The sequence below is a fragment of the Thalassovita sp. genome, from assembly GCF_963691685.1.
In the GTDB taxonomy this organism is placed as follows: domain Bacteria; phylum Pseudomonadota; class Alphaproteobacteria; order Rhodobacterales; family Rhodobacteraceae; genus Thalassobius.
On sequence record NZ_OY829290.1, the window covers coordinates 2,282,687 to 2,299,676 of the forward strand.

Genomic DNA, 16,990 nt, shown 5'->3' on the forward strand with positions numbered 1-16,990 from the left:
AGAGAGATTTGCTTCGCCTATATGACAGTTTGCACCGGCAAAAACTGGATCTGTCATATCCCTGTTACACACACGTCACAAAAGCATCGTGCAAGACGCTTAGATCGCCTTTCAGTGGCCGTCGTGGGGATGGCCCAAGACTGAAATCAGGAGAGAGTCTCTTTATGTCGTTCGTGAAACTGACCGCCTCAACCTTGGCCATCGCGGCCGTATCCGCAACCGCCGCTGCCGCTCGTGACCAGGTGCAGGTTGCCGGTTCTTCCACCGTTCTGCCTTACGCTTCGATCGTTGCAGAAGCCTTCGGTGAAAACTTCGACTTCCCGACCCCCGTTGTTGAATCGGGTGGCTCCTCGGCTGGTCTGAAGCGCTTCTGCGAAGGTGTTGGCGAAAACACCGTTGATGTTGCCAACGCATCGCGCAAGATCAAAGACAAAGAGATCAAAGCCTGCGCCGAAAACGGTGTCACCGACATCATCGAAGTGCGCATCGGCTATGACGGCATCGTCTTCGCCTCGGACATCGCTGGCGAGAAATTCGAATTCACCCCGACCGATTGGTTCCTGGCCCTGTCCGACAAAGTTCTGGTCGACGGCGCGCTGGTCGACAACCCGAACAAAACCTGGGCTGACGTAAACGCCAACTTCCCGGCGCAGGCCCTGGCCGCTTACATCCCGGGCACCAAGCACGGCACCCGTGAAGTGTTCGAAGACAAAGTGATCCTGGCCGGCTGTGAAGCCACCGGCGCCTTTGACGCCTTCCTAGCCGGCGCCGAGGGCGACAGCGACAAAGCCAAGAAAAAAGCAGCTGAGAAAGCCTGTATCGCTCTGCGTACCGATGGCGTTTCGGTTGACATCGACGGCGACTACACCGAGACCCTGGCCTCGATCGAAAGCAACAAAGACGGCATCGGCGTCTTCGGCCTGTCGTTCTATGAGAACAACACCGACAAGTTGACCGTTGCGACCATGTCGGGCATCGTTCCTTCGACTGGATCGATCGCAACCGGCGAATACCCGGTATCGCGCCCGCTGTACTTCTACGTGAAGAAAGCCCACATCGGCGTGATCCCCGGCCTGAAAGAATATGCTGAGTTCTTCATCGCGGATGAGATCGCCGGCCCCGACGGCCCGCTGGCCGAATATGGTCTGGTTGCCGATCCTGAGCTGGCTGAGACCCAAGCGGTTGTCGCCGACGAACAGGTTCTGGGCGCCAACATGTAATCAGCCCCCTGGCTGACAAGACAACGGGGGCTGCGTGATTTGCGCGGCCCCCAACAATTTCCAAACCCAACACACTCGGAGAGACCATGCCTGCTACTTGGCCCGTTTCCTGGCTTGTCTTGATCCTGCTCGGTCTATCAGTGATCGGCTACTTCCTTGGGCGCCAACGCGCCCTTGCTTCTGCAGGCGGCGACAGCCGGTTGCTACACTCTCTTCCGAATTTCTACGGGATGAACGTGCTCCTGAGCGCTTTGATCCCCTCCGCCGTGGTTCTTGGCGCCTGGGTGCTGATCCAACCGATGGTGATCAACTCCACCGTTTCCAGCGCGATCCCGGCTGAGGTGATCGCCGAAGGCTCCAGCCGTGATCTGGTGATGAGCGACGTCAAGCGCGTTGCTGAAGGTATTGAAATCGCGCGTGAAAGCGGCGCTGTCACGCTGGAAGAGATCCGCGCATTGGACGCCACACAAACTGACATCCGCGCGCTTCTGGAGGAGGTTGGCGTTGCCCTTGGCAGCGATGTACAGCCCGCAATTTTGAAGGCCGCGCAGGATTATCGCGCCATGTCGATCACCGGCAGCAATGCGATGATGATCATTGTGTTGCTGATCGCGATTGTCGGCTTTGGCCGCTCCTACGCGCGCACCCATCATGAATATCGCGCCCGCAACATCGTGGAGCGCGCTGTGCTGGCGCTGCTGATTGGCGCGGCGTCGCTGGCGATCCTGACCACCGTGGGCATCGTTCTGTCGATGCTGTTTGAAACGGTGAACTTCTTTGGTCTGCACGACTGGAAGGATTTCTTCTTCGGCACGGTCTGGGCGCCGAACTTCCGTGGTGACTCGGAACTGGCGATTTTCCCGCTGCTCTGGGGTACGCTCTATATCTCAGTGGTGGCGCTGTTTGTGGCAGTTCCGATCGGCCTGTTTGCTGCGATCTACCTGTCTGAATACGCATCGAAAGCGGTGCGTGGCTTCGCCAAACCGCTGCTGGAAATCCTGGCAGGCATCCCGACCATTGTTTACGGCCTCTTCGCGCTGGTGACTTTCGGCCCGTTTCTGCTGCGCATGTTTGGTGACGGCGGGGTTCTGGGCGTTAACTGGATGACCGACGCCCGTTCAGTTGCCACCGCTGGCATCGTCATGGGCATCATGCTGATCCCCTTCGTCAGCTCGCTGAGTGATGACATCATCAACGCTGTGCCGCAGTCGCTGCGCGATGGCTCCTACGGGCTGGGCGCAACCAAATCCGAAACCATCCGCCAGGTGGTGCTGCCTGCGGCCTTGCCCGGCATCGTTGGTGCGATCCTGCTGGCCGCCAGCCGCGCGATTGGCGAAACCATGATTGTGGTGCTGGGGGCAGGGGCCATTGCCCGGCTGTCTGCCAACCCGCTGGATGCGCTGACCACCATCACCACCCGTATCGTCAGCCAGCTGACCGGGGATGGCGATTTCGCCTCACCTGAAACGCTGGTTGCCTTTGCACTGGGTCTGACGCTCTTCGTGCTGACCCTCGGCCTCAATGTCCTCGCGCTCTACATCGTGCGCAAATACCGGGAACAGTACGAATGACCGACGTTTCGCAAACCCCGCAAAACGCGCCGAAAACCTCGATCCACACGGTGGATGCGCGCACCAAGAAGCGCAACGCCGCGGAGCGCCGGTTCAAAGCCTACGGCATCGCCGCCATCACCGCGGGCCTGTTGGTGCTGCTGGTGCTGATCGGCACCATCCTGAGCAACGGTCTGGGCGCCTTTCAGCAGACATTTGTCACACTGAATGTGGAGCTGCTGGAAAGCAAGCTGGACAAAAAAGGTGAGCGTAATCTTGAGGACATCAAGAAAGTCTCAACCTTCGGCTATGCCCCGCTGATGAAAACAGCCTTTGAGGAAAAGGTGGCTGAACTGGGTCTGGACACTGACCTGAAATCCAAAGACATGGCGGCGATCCTGTCGAAGTCCGCCGCTGCGGAGCTGCGCAATTACGTGCTGGAAGATCCCAGCCGGATCGGCACGAAGGTGGAGTTCACCTTCCTCGCCAACAGCCGTGTGGATGGCTACCTGAAGGGCCGCGTGACCCGGGAAAGCATCGCCAATGACAAGAAGATCTCAGCCGCACAGCTGGATTTCGTCGACATGATGGTTGCGACCGGGGTGGTCAAGAAAACCTTCAACATCGATTTCATCATCGGCGCCGATGCCTCGGACCAACGTCCCGAAGCGGCCGGCATCGGTGTGGCGATGATGGGCAGCTTCTTCATGATGCTGGTGGTTCTGGTGCTGGCCCTGCCGATTGGGGTGGCCGCCTCGATCTATCTGGAAGAGTTTGCGCCGAAAAACTGGATCACCGATCTGATTGAGGTGAACATCTCAAATCTGGCTGCGGTGCCCTCGATCGTCTTTGGTATCCTTGGTCTGGCCGTTTTCATCAACTACATGCACCTGCCTCAATCCGCGCCGCTGGTCGGTGGTCTGGTGCTGACACTGATGACGCTGCCAACAATCATCATCTCCACCCGTGCCTCGCTGAAGGCGGTGCCACCGTCGATCCGCGACGCGGCACTGGGGCTTGGCGCCTCCAAGATGCAGTCGGTGTTCCACCACGTTCTGCCGCTGGCCGCACCGGGTATTCTGACCGGTACGATCATTGGTCTGGCGCAGGCCTTGGGTGAAACCGCACCGCTGCTGTTGATCGGGATGATCGGTTTCATCGCGTCAAATGCGCCGGACAGCATCAGCGCTGGCCTGCTGTCGCCAAACTCCGCCATGCCGGCCCAGATCTATGAATGGGCCAAACGTGCCGAGCCAGCGTTCTACGAACGCGCCTGGGGCGGCATCATCATTCTATTGATTTTCCTTGTGACCATGAACACGATTGCGGTGATCCTGCGCCGCCGGTTCGAACGTCGCTGGTAAGACTTGCGAGAAAGGGATCATCGCCATGTATGACTCACCCGCTCTGGAGGCCTCTGTGGACCAGAAAGAAACCAAAATCGCCGCCAAGGACGTTCAGGTCCATTACGGCGACACCCACGCGATCAAAGATGTCTCCATCGACATTCCGGCCAAGACCGTCACCGCCTTTATCGGCCCGTCGGGTTGCGGCAAGTCGACCTTCCTGCGCTGCCTGAACCGGATGAATGACACCATCGACATCTGCCGGGTCACAGGTGACATCCTGCTGGACGGCGAAGACATCTACGACAAGCGCGTCGATCCGGTGCAGCTGCGCGCCAAGGTGGGCATGGTGTTTCAGAAGCCGAACCCGTTCCCCAAGTCGATCTATGACAACATCGCATACGGCCCGCGGATCCACGGGTTGGCCCGCACCAAGGCGGATCTGGATGTGATCGTGGAAAAGTCCCTGCGTCGCGGCGCGATCTGGGATGAGGTCAAGGATCGTCTGCACGCGCCGGGCACCGGCCTGTCGGGCGGTCAGCAGCAGCGTCTGTGCATTGCACGCGCCGTGGCCACCGAACCTGAGGTCCTGCTGATGGATGAACCCTGTTCGGCGCTGGATCCGATTGCAACCGCACAGGTCGAAGAGCTGATCGATGAGCTGCGCCACAAATTCGCGGTGGTCATCGTGACCCACTCGATGCAGCAGGCGGCGCGCGTCAGCCAGAAAACCGCCTTCTTCCATTTGGGCAATCTGGTTGAGTTTGGCGACACCAGCCAGATCTTCACCAACCCGCAAGATCCCCGCACCGAAAGCTATATCACTGGCCGTATCGGCTAAGGAAACCGGACCCATGAACAGCGACACCATTCTAGACGAAAGCCATATCGTCACCTCATTCGACCGCGATCTGGAAAGCATTCAGGCGCAGATCATGAAGATGGGCGGCCTTGTCGAAGAGGCCATCCTGAAAGCCGCACAAAGCCTGAACGACCGCGACGAAGAAGCGGCCGAAAAGGTGCGCAACAGCGACAAAGCCATCGATGCCCTGGAAAACCAGATCAACGAAGGCGCGGCGCAGATCATCGCGCTGCGGGCGCCGACCGCGTCTGACCTGCGGGTGATCCTGTCAGTGATGAAAATCTCGGGCAACCTGGAACGTATCGGTGACTACGCCAAAAACATGGCCAAACGCACCGGCGTTCTGGTGCAGATGGCGCCGATCAACGGCAGCCACACCGCGATCCGCCGCATGGCGCGCGAGGTGCAGCTGATGCTGAAGGACGCGTTGGACGCCTATATTCAGCGTGACGCCGATCTGGCCCGCGATGTGATTGCCCGCGACGAAGATGTGGATCAGATGTACAACGCCCTGTTCCGCGAATTCCTGACCTTCATGATGGAAGATCCGCGCAACATCACCGCCTGTATGCACCTGCACTTCATCGCCAAGAACACCGAACGGATGGGCGATCACGTGACCTCTATCGCGGAACAGGTGGTCTATCTGGTCGAAGGTGCTTTGCCGGACGAAAACCGCCCCAAGGGGGATAAAACCTCCTTCGATGCGGATCTGGGTGAGGTCTAAGCCATGGCTGCCAGTCAACCCACCGTCCTTGTGGTTGAGGATGAGCCAGCACAGCGTGAAGTGCTGGCCTATAACCTGGAGGCCGAAGGCTTCCGCGTGGTGAAGGCCGAAAACGGCGAAGATGCCCTGATGTCGGTGGCCGAAGAAAACCCTGACATCATCGTGCTGGATTGGATGCTGCCCTCGGTTTCGGGGATTGAGGTTTGCCGTCAGCTGAAAACCCGCAATGAAACCCGCGGCGTGCCGATCATCATGCTGTCAGCACGATCCGAAGAGGTGGATAAGGTGCGCGGTCTGGAAACCGGCGCGGATGACTATGTGGTCAAACCCTATTCGCTGGTTGAGTTGATGGCCCGTGTGCGCGCCCAGTTGCGCCGCACCCGACCTGCCACTGTGGGCGAGCGGTTGGAATACGAAGACATCGTTCTGGACGCCGAAACCCACCGGGTGACCCGTGGTGGCGATCCGCTGAAACTGGGCCCGACCGAGTTTCGCCTGCTGTCGACCTTCATGGAAAAACCGGGCCGTGTCTGGAGCCGCGAACAGCTGCTGGACCGCGTCTGGGGCCGTGACATCTACGTCGATACGCGCACCGTGGATGTTCACATCGGCCGGCTGCGCAAGGCCCTGACCCGTCAGGGTGGATCGGACCCGTTGCGCACCGTGCGTGGCGCAGGTTACGCACTCGGCTAAATCCGAAAAAATATTAGGTTAGGGGGCGTTACGCCCCCTTCTTTATGTTCAGGTTAGCGCGGCAGTGCATCTTCATCCTCGGCCTGCGTGGCCAGCCAATCGCGGAAGGTCTGCAACGCTCTGTCCTGCGATTTCTCCACCGGCCAGACCAGAAAATATGACCCCAGCGACCGGGTTGCGCCACCATAGGCATGCACCAGACGGCCGGAGGCCAGATCCTGCTCCACCAGGTAATCCGGCAGCAGTGCCACCCCCAGCCCGTGCAAGGCCGCCTGTGTGATGGTGGAAAACTGATCATAGAGCGTGCCGGCAACGCCGGTGGCCTCAACCCCATAGCTTTCAAACCACTGCGCCCATGCGGAGGGGCGCGTTTCGATATGCAGCAAGGGCAGGGTGAGCAGATCGCGCGGATGGGCCACCACAGTTTGCCCCAGCAAATCCGGCGCACAAACCGGCACGACGTTTTCAGGTTTTAGCCGCAACGACTCACAGCCCGACCAATCGCCATTGCCAAAATGTAGAGCCGCATCAAAGGGTTCTTCGGCAAAACTAAACGGTTTCAGGCGGGTCGACATGTTGATTGTGATCTCAGGATGGCGCTTGGCAAAATCTGCCAGGCGCGGCACCAACCAGCGCATGCCAAAGGTCGGCAGGATGGCCAGGTTCAGCGATCCGCTTTCCGGATTGACCTGCACCTTGAGTGAGGCTTTGGCAATCATCTCCAAGGCATCGCGAATGGTCGCGGCATATTCACTGGCGGCGGGCGTCAGCTTCATCATCTTGCGGTCGCGCACGATCAATGTGGTACCCAGCTGGGTCTCCAGCGCCTGCAACTGACGGCTGACTGCACTTTGGGTCTGCGAAAGTTCATCGGCCACCGCTGTAGCGCTGCCCAGACGATCCAGGGCTTCCAGCGCCCGCAGCGATGCAACAGAGGGCAGGTAACGGCGGGGCGCAGGCATCTATGACTTTTCCTCATGACATAATGCGGAAGAATTGCTGTATCCTGCCTTAAACCCGGTATATCCCTGCGTCAATCGTAATGAAAACTCATGAAGTGGAGGTCCAACATGACCGATCGTCCCGCGCTGCGCGCCAAAGATAAACCCGATCTGGGGGCTTTTGATTGGGCCGACCCGTTCAAACTGGACCAGCAGCTGACCGAAGATGAGCGGATGATCCGCGACAGCGCTCAGGCTTACTGTCAGGAAAAGCTGCAGCCACGTGTTCTGTCGGCGTTTGAAAACGAAGAAACCGATCCGGAAATCTTCCGTGAAATGGGCGATATGGGCCTGTTGGGCGTGACCATTCCCGAAGAATACGGTGGAATTGCAGCAGGTTACGTGGCCTACGGTCTGGTTGCCCGCGAAGTGGAGCGTGTTGATTCCGGCTACCGTTCGATGATGTCGGTGCAAAGCTCGCTGGTGATGTATCCGATCTACGCCTATGGCTCGGAAGAGCAGCGCAAGAAGTATCTGCCGAAACTGGCCTCGGGCGAATGGATCGGTTGCTTTGGCCTGACCGAACCCGACGCAGGCTCGGACCCGGCCGGAATGAAAACCCGCGCTGTGAAAACCGAAAACGGCTATGTGCTGACCGGTTCGAAAATGTGGATCTCCAACAGCCCGATCGCCGATGTCTTTGTTGTTTGGGCCAAATCCGAAGCCCACGGCGGCAAGATCCGTGGTTTCGTGCTGGAAAAAGGCATGAAGGGCCTCAGCGCGCCGAAGATCGGCAACAAGATGTCGCTGCGCGCCTCGATCACCGGTGAGATCGTGCTGGACAACGTGGAAGTGGGCGAAGACGCGCTGCTGCCTCATGTCGAAGGCCTGAAAGGTCCGTTCGGCTGTCTGAACCGCGCTCGTTACGGCATCAGCTGGGGCGCATTGGGCGCGGCTGAGTTCTGCTGGCACGCCGCACGTCAGTACGGTCTGGACCGTCACCAGTTCAAAAAGCCGCTGGCGCAGACGCAGCTTTATCAGAAGAAACTGGCCGACATGCAGACTGAGATTTCGCTGGGGCTGCAGGCCAGTCTGCAGGTGGGCCGCCTGATGGACAACGCCGAAGCCGCACCGGAGATGATTTCGATCGTTAAACGCAACAACTGCGGCAAAGCGCTGGAAATCGCGCGCCACGCCCGTGACATGCACGGCGGCAACGGCATCAGCCTGGAGTTTGGCGTGATCCGCCACATGGTAAACCTGGAAACGGTCAACACCTATGAGGGCGCTCATGACGTCCACGCGCTGATCCTGGGCCGCGCACAAACCGGGCTGCAGGCGTTTTTCTAAAGACTTAACAGAATACCGATCGAAGCGGGCGCCAACGAGCGCCCGTTTTTGCGTCTGTGAGGTGATGTTTGGCCGATAGGGGATTGTTTTATTGGTGTTTTCGGCAACAGGCTTGTTGTATGATAAGCGTCATAACCATCAATCCATCATTCGTATAATTAGTATTATGGTAAATATTTGCAAACCTAAGAGACACCCTGCATAGCAACGCCCCCATACAGCACGACAGACCTGCAACACTGATATCGCAAAGTTTGAATTTGGCGCGTTGTAGGCCTCGACAGAACACGCGCTTGGGATGTAAGTTTTTTATGCATACCCTGTGTGCCCCTGTGACGCATCTCTTCCCCCATGCATCACGCATTGGAATGCAACAACACTCGAGGACGGAATGAGGAATAGCAAATATCTGCAAGCGCTCACCAATACGCAAAGTATTGAGGAGCTTTGGGATATGCACACGCGCAAAATGGCCTCCTACGGGTTTGACCGTCTGCTCTATGGCTTCACGCGTTACCGCACCTCCACCTCGCTTGGGGATCCCGATGACTTCATCGTGCTGACCAATCACGATCCGGCCTACACCGATGTATTCATGGGCAAAGGCCTGTATTTCCATGGCCCGATGGTCAAATGGGTGCTGGAAAATGAAGGTGCCGCCAGCTGGAGCATCCTGGGCGAAATGCTGGATCAAGGTGCGCTAAGCGACAGCGAGAAACGGGTTCTGGAGTTTAACCGCAAAATGCAGGTGACCGCCGGTTATTCGATCAGTTTCAAATCGATCTCACCGCGGGCCAAAGGCGCAATTGCGCTGACCGCGCAGGCCGATATTCCGCAGGAAGAGATTGATAAGGTCTGGGCCGAACATGGCGACGAAATTCTGGTGATGAACAATGTGTGTCACCTGAAAATCATGACCCTGCCCTATGCAACACCGAACCAGACGCTAACCAAGCGGCAGCGTGAGGCGCTGGAATGGGTTGGCGACGGCAAGACAACACAGGACATTGCGCTGCTGATGGGGCTCACGCCTGCCACGGTTGAAAAACACCTGCGTCTGGCGCGTGATAACCTGAATGTTGAGACCACCGCACAGGCTGTTTTGAAGGCGGCACTGCAGAACCAAATGTTTGTTATCGAAGCCTAAAAATTGACGCTACGGCATTGATAACCATAGGTTTTAGCGCAAATCCTGCAGGTTGATATTGCAAGGTACGGAAAACCTTACTTTCTCTTCAGCGCTGTATTTTGCATGTTGCAGGAGTTCCGTGAGTGGTGGCTTTGGCCAGGGAACATACGGAGGGGACCCCTTGTTGTTGCAAGGCTCTCTGCTTCGTCCGGTTTTCCGGATGCCGATCTATACGCTTATTGGTCGCGTATAGGTCGGTTATCGGTTGCACTCCCGCTCATCCCCAATTGTCCAGGGGTGCATCCGGTGTTTCAAGGAACGGCGTCGCAATTAAATGCGGCGCCGTTTCCGATTCCAGAGACATCTCAAGCAGTATCACCACAGATTGGCAGGGCACGGATTGGCTGGGCCATGACACGCCCCCTGCCCCAATGCCGCACCAGATCCACAAAAGAAAACGCCCCGCGCAGCAAGCACGGGGCGTTCAAAGAAATTCCTGAAACTTCAGGACTGTCTGACTTACGAGCCTTTGACAGCGGCAGCAACTTCAGCTGCGAAATCTTCTTCTTTTTTCTCGATGCCTTCGCCCACTTCCAGACGCACAAAGCCGAGAACTTCAGCGCCGGCTTCGGCGGCTGCTTTCTCAACGGTCAGGTCGGGGTTCACAACAAACGCCTGACCCAGCAGAGTGCTTTCGGCGATGTATTTCTTCATGCGGCCAACGATCATTTTTTCGATCACGGCGTCAGGCTTGCCCGATTCCTTGGCGATGTCGATCTGAACCTGACGCTCTTTTTCAACAGCAGCCGGATCCAGGTCCGCTTCGCCCAGGGCCAGCGGGTTAGCAGCTGCGATGTGCATTGCAACCTGCTTACCAAACGCTTCGTCGCCACCTTTCAGCGCAACCAGAACACCGATCTGGCCCAGGCCAGCGGCAGCAGCGTTGTGCACGTAGGAGGCAACAACGTCACCCTCAACCGATGCCATGCGACGCAGCGACATGTTTTCGCCGATGGTGGCGATTTTGTCGGTGATGGTGTCGGCAACCGATTTGCCACCCATGTCAGCAGCGGCCAGCGCTTCAACATCAGCGGCGCTCAGAGCAGCAGCTGCGATGCCTTTAACCATTTCCTGGAAGTCGGCGTTTTTCGCAACGAAGTCGGTTTCCGAGTTCACCTCAACGGCAACACCCTTGCCACCTTCAACGGCCAGAGCAACAAGGCCCTCGGCTGCGGTGCGGCCCGATTTCTTGGCGGCTTTCGCCAGACCTTTGGTGCGCAGCCAATCAACCGCGGCTTCCATGTCGCCATCGGTTTCGGTCAGCGCTTTTTTCGCGTCCATCATGCCTGCGCCGGTCGAATCGCGCAGTTCTTTCACCATCTTTGCAGTGATCGCCATGAGAGGCTCTCCTTGGTAATATGTTTGAACTTCCGGGGGCGGCCTTAACCGCGCCCCGTGTCACTGTGATGACGAAGCTTAGGCTTCGGCGCCTTCTTCGGTGGCAACGGCTTCTTCAACCATGCCATCTTCCAGCGCGCCCAGGTCAACACCTGCGGCATCCATCTGAGCCGACATACCGTCCAGGGCAGCGCGGCTGACCAGGTCGGTGTACAGAGCGATCGCGCGGGCCGCGTCGTCGTTGCCGGGGATGATGTAGTCTACGCCTGCGGGCGAGCAGTTGGTGTCGACAACAGCCACAACCGGGATACCCAGTTTGTTGGCTTCTGCGATGGCCAGCGACTCTTTCTTAACGTCGATGACGAACAGCAGGTCAGGCACGCCGCCCATGTCACGGATACCACCCAGCGAAGCCTGCAGTTTCTGCTGGTCGCGGTCCATGTTCAGACGCTCTTTCTTGGTCAGGCCTTCGGCGCCCGATGCCAGTTTCTCATCGATCTCTTTCAGACGGTTGATCGACTGCGAAACGGTCTGCCAGTTGGTCAGGGTGCCGCCCAGCCAGCGGTGGTTCATGTAGTACTGTGCGCATTTCTCAGCAGCTTCAGCAACCGGGCCAGCGGCCTGACGCTTGGTGCCTACGAACAGAACGCGGCCGCCTTTGGCAACGGTGTCACGTACAACTTTCAGAGCCTGGTCCAGCAGCGGAACAGTCTGGGTCAGGTCCATGATGTGGATGCCGTTGCGCGAGCCGTAGATGTACTCGCCCATGCGGGGGTTCCAACGCTGGGTCTGGTGACCAAAGTGTACGCCGGCTTCCAGCAGCTGGCGCAGAGTGAATTCAGGAAGAGCCATTCTCTTATTCCTTTCCGGTTTGTACCTAAGCGGGACTTTCAAGGGCATGCGCCCAACCGGCGGACCGTTACAGGATTTCTCCCTGCAAGGCCCAACCCCGCCTGTGAAGTGCCGCGCGTATAGACGGGTTTTGCGGGGGTGGCAAGCACTATCAGGCAGGAAAAGCCAAGTTTTCCACAGTCAGCCTGCGCCCTGCGTTTTTACGCCTCTTGAGCCTGCCAAAAATCTCTCTATGGTGTGACGCTTCGCCTGCTGACTGCTACAACAGATCCAACAGTCAAACCAGCGGAAAGGGAGCGTGACCTGGTCGCGCCGACCCTTAGCTTGAACATCATAGTCTAGGTGACAACAGGCATGGATCAACCAACTGATAAGAAACAGCAAATCCTGTGCATCGGCTCCGTCCTCTGGGACGTTGTGGGCCGCGCTACAATTGCGATGCGGGCTGGCTCGGATGTGCCGGGCCGGATTGAGCGGATCCCCGGTGGGGTGGCGCTGAACATTGCCATGGCGCTGGGGCGCTTTGGTTTGAACCCTTCGGCGCTGACCGCGATTGGCCGCGACCCTGAAGGCGAGGAGCTGATGGCGGCCTGTGGCCGTCTGGGGGTGTCAACCGAACACGCCTATCGCTCCGACGATCTGCCGACAGATCAATATATGGCCATTGAAGGCGCCAACGGTCTGATCGCCGCCATTGCGGATGCCCATTCGCTGGAGGCCGCGGGCCCACGAATCCTGACACCGCTGATCGAAGGGCCGCTTGGCACCCGTGAGGCCCCGTTTGACGGGTTGATCGCGCTGGACGGCAACCTGACCCACGCGCTCTTGGAAGAGATTGCCACGGACGCCGCTTTTGCCAGGGCCGATCTGCGGGTTGCGCCCGCCTCGCCCGGCAAGGCCGAACGGTTGGCCCCCTTCCTACGTCATTCCCGGGCGGTGCTTTATGTGAACCTCGAAGAGGCCGGGCTGCTGTGCCAGCGAACCTTTGAAACCTCGGCCGAAGCCGCCGAAGCACTGGTCGCGCGTGGTGCCAAACGTGCGCTGGTCACCAACGGGGCCAAGCCCTGTTCCGATGGCACGGCGGATGGCGTCATCACCGCCTGCCCGCCTGAGGTGCTGGTCACCCGCATCACCGGCGCCGGTGACACCTTTATGGCTGCCCATATGGCCGCCGAACTGTCCGGCATGGACCGTGAAGCCGCGCTGGAGCGCGCCCTGCATGCCGCCGCAATCTACGTATCCGGAGAACTCCCCGCATGAGCCTCAAACCCGTACTCAGCCCCGAAGTTGCCGCCGCACAAGCCGAGGGCAAAGCCATCGTGGCGCTGGAAAGCACCATCATCACCCACGGCATGCCCTATCCGCAGAACCTGGAAACAGCGCGCCGGGTTGAGGATGAAATCCGCGCTGCGGGCGCTGTGCCTGCAACCATCGCCGTCTTGAACGGCACGCTGCACGCCGGCCTGACCGACGCCCAGTTGGAAGAACTGGCACAGGCCAAAGATGTGGCCAAGATCAGCCGCGCCGATATGGCTGTGATCATGGCGCAAGGCCGCACCGGGGCCACCACCGTGGCCGCCACCATGATTGCCGCACATCTGGCGGGCATCCACGTCTTTGCCACCGGCGGCATCGGCGGTGTGCACAAAGGCGCCGAGGACAGCTTTGACATCTCCGCCGATCTGCTGGAACTGGCCGCCACGCCCGTCAGCGTTGTTGCGGCAGGGGCCAAGGCCATTCTGGATGTGCCGAAAACGCTGGAAGTGCTGGAAACTCAAGGGGTTCCGGTCATTACTTACGGTCAGGACAGCTTCCCTGCGTTTTGGTCTGCAACCTCGCCGCTGACGTCACCTTTGCGGATGGACGCGGCCGAAGACATTGCCAAGGCTCATCAGATGCGCGGCCAGCTGGGCCTGCCCGGTGGTCAGCTGATCGCCAACCCGATCCCGGCCGCCGCCGAAATCCCGCAGGCGGAAATGAACCCGATCATCGATGCCGCCACCACTGAGGCGGATGAAAAAGGGATCACCGGCAAAGAGGTCACGCCCTTCCTGCTACAGCGCATTTTTGAGCTGACCGAAGGCCGGTCGCTGACCGCCAATATCGAACTGGTCCTGAACAACGCCCGACTGGCGGCACAGATCGCCAAAGCCTTGGGCTGACCCTTCAGAAAACGCCGCTAAAGGCGCAAAAACATGCTGCTTTTCCCCGACTTACCGCAAGATGCATTGTGATAGCGGGGGAAAGCCCCTAAGTAAGCGTTGACGCTGTTTTCAAACACCTATCGACGCCTACCGATCCAATGACCACACCTTTTGACGAAGATATCCCAAAGCCACGCAAACCGGGGCTGTTTGCTCGTGTGCGTTCGTCCTTCCTGACCGGCATCGTTGTGATCGCCCCTGTCAGCCTGACGATCTGGTTCCTGTGGACCTTCGCGGGTTGGGTCGATGGATTTGTGCTGCCGCTGGTGCCCGGTCAGTTTAAGCCCGAGCCCTATATCGGCATCAACCTGCGCGGCGTCGGCATCCTGTTTTTCCTGGTCTTCACCGTTGTCATCGGCTGGATCGCCAAGGGCCTGATGGGGCGTTCCCTCATCCGATTTGGCGAAAGCCTGGTGCAGCGCATGCCGGTGGTGCGGTCAATCTATTCCGGTGTCAAACAGATCGCCGAAACGGTTTTCGCGCAGTCGGAACGGTCCTTTGAACGCGCCTGCCTGATTGAATATCCCCGCAAAGGCATCTGGGCGATCGGCTTTGTCTCGACCGAGGCGAAAGGCGAGATTCGCCAACGTGCCGGTGAAGATGACAATGACCTGCTGTCCGTCTTCGTGCCGACCACGCCAAACCCGACCTCGGGCTTCCTGCTCTATTTCCCACGCAAAGACGTGATGGAGCTGGACATGAGCGTAGAAGATGCCGCGAAACTGGTGATTTCAGCCGGTCTGGTCTACCCAAACGGCAAAGATCCCAGCCAACCGCCGCGCAGCAAGTCCTAACTGAACTAGCCGTACATTTCGCTTAGATCGACGGTGCTGTGACTGTTCAGCGCCGCCTTATGTTCAGCCAGAAACGCCTTGGCAGCCGTCTGTCCGGCCTCTTTTAGATGCAACAGAACCGACGGCACCGGCCAGCTTTTGGTGACCACCGACAGGCTGTTCATCAGCTCATCATCCGCGATCATATGCACCTTAACATCGCGTTTTTCTTCGCGATTCAGCACACCTTGTGCAATCAGCCGCTGGACAAAGGCAACTGCGCGCAATTCACTCAACAGGGAGGCGTTGAAACTGATCTCATTGATCCGGTTGCTGATCTGCTGCGGCGTGATCGGCAAGGCCTCCCGCCGCAGCGGGTTGATGTTGATGATGACCACATCTTCGGGAAGATCGCCGGAATAGAGCGGCCAAAGCGCCGGATTGCCGGTATAGCCGCCGTCCCAATAGGCCTCCTGCGTGCCGGTGGTGGGATCGGCAATCTCCACAGCCTGAAACAGGGTTGGCAGGCAAGCGGAGGCCAGCAAAGCATCAGTGCTGATCTAAGCCCCCTGAAACACTCGCGCCTTGCCAGAACGCACATTGGTGGCGCAGACAAATAGCGCCGGGCCCTGATCGGCGCAGACCAGATCATATTGCAATCGCTCCACCAGCCCACGCAGCGGATGGGCATAAAGCGATCCCAGCGCATAAGGTGAGGTGAAGCGTTGCATCACATCAGCCGCGATGAAGGGCCAACTGACCTCCATCCCCTGGCTGATCCAACTGGGGGGCAGCGCCCCCAGCCACAGATTCAGCCCCGGCAATTCAATCGCGCCCAGCTGCTGCCAGAACCAATCAAGGTTTTGCCGCGCGCCATCACGGCCGCCGGTCAGCAAGCCGGCCTTCAGCGCCGCGCCGTTCATCGCCCCGGCGGAGGTGCCGGTGATGCCCGCAATCTCGATCTCTTCGTCCTGCAGCAGCACATCCAGCACGCCCCAGGTAAACGCCCCATGCGCCCCGCCGCCCTGCAAAGCCAAGTTGATCCGTTTCATCCTTCTCTCCTCGGCTTTTTGCGGGCTGCGGGGTTTACATGATCTGACGGGATCAGAGGGCGGTCCAGCCACCGTCCACCGACAGCGTGGTGCCGGTCATCTGTGTAGCCGCCTCAGAGCAGAGGAAGACACAGGTGCCGCCCAGTTGCTCCACGGTGGCGAATTCCTTCGACGGCTGGCGCTCCATCAGCATTTCCACAACCTCTTCGCGGGATTTGCCGTATTTTTCCATCGTGTCGGGAATCTGCGCCTCAACCAGTGGCGTCGCTACATAGCCGGGGCAGATCGCGTTGCAGGTGATCGGTTCGCGCGCGGTTTCCAGCGCCGTCACTTTGGTCAGTCCGACAACACCGTGTTTGGCTGCCACATAGGCCGATTTGAAGGGCGAAGCCGTCAGACCGTGGGCCGAGGCGATGTTGATCACCCTGCCCCATCCTGCATCGCGCATCATCGGTAGCGCCGCCGCGGTGGTGTGGAAGGCCGACGACATGTTGATCGCAATGATCGCGTCCCATTTCTCCACCGGGAAACTGTCAATCGGCTCCACATGCTGGATGCCGGCGTTGTTGATCAGAATGTCGCAACGTCCCGCTTTTTCAATCAGTTGGCGACAGTCATCGGCCTTGGACATATCGGCCTGAATATAGCGCACGGTGACGCCGAATTCCGTCGACATCTCAGCGGCCAATGCGTGATCTTCCGCGCTGTCGGTGAATGAGTTCAGCACCACATCCGCCCCGGCGCGTGCCAGTTCCCGTGCCACACCCAGACCAATGCCGGAGTTCGATCCCGTCACCACGGCAGTTTTTCCCTGCAATGTCATTTTTACCCTCGCCATTACTTTGCAACCGCAGCATAACCGCTCCTCTGCCCTGCGGCGAGTCAGCAGAACT

15 protein-coding genes and 1 pseudogene are annotated in these 16,990 nt (G+C 58.9%); 11 read left to right on the top strand and 5 right to left on the bottom strand.

The annotated features are described in order from the left end of the window. Positions 1 to 164: 164 nt before the first annotated feature. The 6 genes from ACORLH_RS11140 to phoB all read left to right on the top strand — a co-directional run bounded on the left by ACORLH_RS11140 (position 165) and on the right by phoB (position 6,398). Positions 165 to 1,220 carry a substrate-binding domain-containing protein gene (locus ACORLH_RS11140; RefSeq protein WP_321832731.1) on the top strand — a complete coding sequence of 352 codons (1,056 nt, stop codon included), beginning with the start codon at positions 165 to 167 and terminating at the stop codon, positions 1,218 to 1,220. Positions 1,221 to 1,306: 86 nt separating this feature from the next. Beyond that, positions 1,307 to 2,791: a phosphate ABC transporter permease subunit PstC gene (gene pstC, locus ACORLH_RS11145; protein WP_321832732.1), complete on the top strand. Its 1,485-nt coding sequence runs from the start codon at positions 1,307 to 1,309 to the stop codon at positions 2,789 to 2,791. Then, positions 2,788 to 4,134, top strand: a complete 1,347-nt coding sequence (gene pstA, locus ACORLH_RS11150) for a phosphate ABC transporter permease PstA (protein ID WP_321832733.1) — start codon at positions 2,788 to 2,790, stop codon at positions 4,132 to 4,134. The genes pstC and pstA overlap by 4 nt, the downstream gene beginning before the upstream one ends. Positions 4,135 to 4,159: 25 nt before the next feature. Continuing rightward, entirely contained in the window at positions 4,160 to 4,957 is a 798-nt protein-coding gene (gene pstB, locus ACORLH_RS11155) for a phosphate ABC transporter ATP-binding protein PstB (RefSeq protein ID WP_321832734.1), read from the top strand. A gap of 13 nt (positions 4,958 to 4,970) precedes the next feature. Continuing rightward, a complete protein-coding gene (gene phoU / locus ACORLH_RS11160) occupies positions 4,971 to 5,705 on the top strand; it encodes a phosphate signaling complex protein PhoU (protein ID WP_321832735.1) in 735 nt (244 codons plus the stop codon). 3 nt (positions 5,706 to 5,708) lie between these two features. After that, positions 5,709 to 6,398 (top strand): phosphate regulon transcriptional regulator PhoB, encoded by a 690-nt coding sequence (phoB, locus tag ACORLH_RS11165; protein ID WP_058242031.1) that lies wholly within the window; start codon positions 5,709 to 5,711, stop codon positions 6,396 to 6,398. Between the two features lie 53 nt (positions 6,399 to 6,451). Here the strand turns inward: phoB and ACORLH_RS11170 are convergent, their stop codons facing one another. Next, entirely contained in the window at positions 6,452 to 7,360 is a 909-nt protein-coding gene (locus tag ACORLH_RS11170) for a LysR family transcriptional regulator (RefSeq protein WP_321832736.1), read from the bottom strand. A gap of 108 nt (positions 7,361 to 7,468) precedes the next feature. Here ACORLH_RS11170 and ACORLH_RS11175 point away from each other — a divergent pair, with 108 nt between their 5' ends. Together ACORLH_RS11175 and ACORLH_RS11180 are read left to right on the top strand one after the other, a co-directional pair. Next, positions 7,469 to 8,689, top strand: a complete 1,221-nt coding sequence (locus ACORLH_RS11175) for an acyl-CoA dehydrogenase (RefSeq protein ID WP_321832737.1) — start codon at positions 7,469 to 7,471, stop codon at positions 8,687 to 8,689. Between the two features lie 391 nt (positions 8,690 to 9,080). Next, on the top strand, positions 9,081 to 9,836 hold the full coding sequence (locus ACORLH_RS11180) for a LuxR family transcriptional regulator (protein WP_321832738.1): 756 nt from the start codon (positions 9,081 to 9,083) through the stop codon (positions 9,834 to 9,836). A gap of 501 nt (positions 9,837 to 10,337) precedes the next feature. Here the strand turns inward: ACORLH_RS11180 and tsf are convergent. Both tsf and rpsB read right to left on the bottom strand, forming a co-directional pair. After that, complete coding sequence (tsf, locus tag ACORLH_RS11185) at positions 10,338 to 11,216, bottom strand: translation elongation factor Ts (RefSeq protein ID WP_321832739.1); 879 nt, start codon at positions 11,214 to 11,216, stop codon at positions 10,338 to 10,340. A gap of 78 nt (positions 11,217 to 11,294) precedes the next feature. Beyond that, complete coding sequence (rpsB, locus tag ACORLH_RS11190; RefSeq protein ID WP_321832740.1) at positions 11,295 to 12,068, bottom strand: 30S ribosomal protein S2; 774 nt, start codon at positions 12,066 to 12,068, stop codon at positions 11,295 to 11,297. A gap of 354 nt (positions 12,069 to 12,422) precedes the next feature. Between rpsB and ACORLH_RS11195 the strand changes: the two genes are divergently transcribed. The 3 genes from ACORLH_RS11195 to ACORLH_RS11205 all read left to right on the top strand — a co-directional run bounded on the left by ACORLH_RS11195 (position 12,423) and on the right by ACORLH_RS11205 (position 15,066). Beyond that, a complete protein-coding gene (locus ACORLH_RS11195) occupies positions 12,423 to 13,328 on the top strand; it encodes a PfkB family carbohydrate kinase (RefSeq protein ID WP_321832741.1) in 906 nt (301 codons plus the stop codon). Then, on the top strand, positions 13,325 to 14,230 hold the full coding sequence (locus ACORLH_RS11200) for a pseudouridine-5'-phosphate glycosidase (protein ID WP_321832742.1): 906 nt from the start codon (positions 13,325 to 13,327) through the stop codon (positions 14,228 to 14,230). The genes ACORLH_RS11195 and ACORLH_RS11200 overlap by 4 nt, the downstream gene beginning before the upstream one ends. 140 nt (positions 14,231 to 14,370) lie before the next feature. Beyond that, a complete protein-coding gene (locus ACORLH_RS11205) occupies positions 14,371 to 15,066 on the top strand; it encodes a DUF502 domain-containing protein (RefSeq protein ID WP_321832743.1) in 696 nt (231 codons plus the stop codon). A 5-nt stretch (positions 15,067 to 15,071) separates the two neighbouring features. Here the strand turns inward: ACORLH_RS11205 and ACORLH_RS11210 are convergent. Beyond that, positions 15,072 to 16,097, bottom strand: a pseudogene (locus ACORLH_RS11210) (patatin-like phospholipase family protein). 52 nt (positions 16,098 to 16,149) lie between these two features. Then, positions 16,150 to 16,920, bottom strand: a complete 771-nt coding sequence (locus tag ACORLH_RS11215; RefSeq protein ID WP_321832744.1) for a 3-hydroxybutyrate dehydrogenase — start codon at positions 16,918 to 16,920, stop codon at positions 16,150 to 16,152. Between the last annotated feature and the right edge of the window lie 70 nt (positions 16,921 to 16,990).

Excerpts from the sequence above, each read along its gene's own strand:
- ACORLH_RS11140 (WP_321832731.1), top strand. The coding sequence starts at position 165 with ATGTCGTTCGTGAAACTGACCGCCTCAACCTTGGCCATCGCGGCCGTA.
- pstB (WP_321832734.1), top strand. The coding sequence starts at position 4,160 with ATGTATGACTCACCCGCTCTGGAGGCCTCTGTGGACCAGAAAGAAACC.
- ACORLH_RS11180 (WP_321832738.1), top strand. The coding sequence starts at position 9,081 with ATGAGGAATAGCAAATATCTGCAAGCGCTCACCAATACGCAAAGTATT.
- ACORLH_RS11175 (WP_321832737.1), top strand. The coding sequence starts at position 7,469 with ATGACCGATCGTCCCGCGCTGCGCGCCAAAGATAAACCCGATCTGGGG.
- pstA (WP_321832733.1), top strand. The coding sequence starts at position 2,788 with ATGACCGACGTTTCGCAAACCCCGCAAAACGCGCCGAAAACCTCGATC.
- phoB (WP_058242031.1), top strand. The coding sequence starts at position 5,709 with ATGGCTGCCAGTCAACCCACCGTCCTTGTGGTTGAGGATGAGCCAGCA.
- ACORLH_RS11205 (WP_321832743.1), top strand. The coding sequence starts at position 14,371 with ATGACCACACCTTTTGACGAAGATATCCCAAAGCCACGCAAACCGGGG.
- ACORLH_RS11200 (WP_321832742.1), top strand. The coding sequence starts at position 13,325 with ATGAGCCTCAAACCCGTACTCAGCCCCGAAGTTGCCGCCGCACAAGCC.
- ACORLH_RS11170 (WP_321832736.1), bottom strand. The coding sequence starts at position 7,360 with ATGCCTGCGCCCCGCCGTTACCTGCCCTCTGTTGCATCGCTGCGGGCG.
- ACORLH_RS11195 (WP_321832741.1), top strand. The coding sequence starts at position 12,423 with ATGGATCAACCAACTGATAAGAAACAGCAAATCCTGTGCATCGGCTCC.
- pstC (WP_321832732.1), top strand. The coding sequence starts at position 1,307 with ATGCCTGCTACTTGGCCCGTTTCCTGGCTTGTCTTGATCCTGCTCGGT.
- phoU (WP_321832735.1), top strand. The coding sequence starts at position 4,971 with ATGAACAGCGACACCATTCTAGACGAAAGCCATATCGTCACCTCATTC.
- rpsB (WP_321832740.1), bottom strand. The coding sequence starts at position 12,068 with ATGGCTCTTCCTGAATTCACTCTGCGCCAGCTGCTGGAAGCCGGCGTA.
- ACORLH_RS11215 (WP_321832744.1), bottom strand. The coding sequence starts at position 16,920 with ATGACATTGCAGGGAAAAACTGCCGTGGTGACGGGATCGAACTCCGGC.
- tsf (WP_321832739.1), bottom strand. The coding sequence starts at position 11,216 with ATGGCGATCACTGCAAAGATGGTGAAAGAACTGCGCGATTCGACCGGC.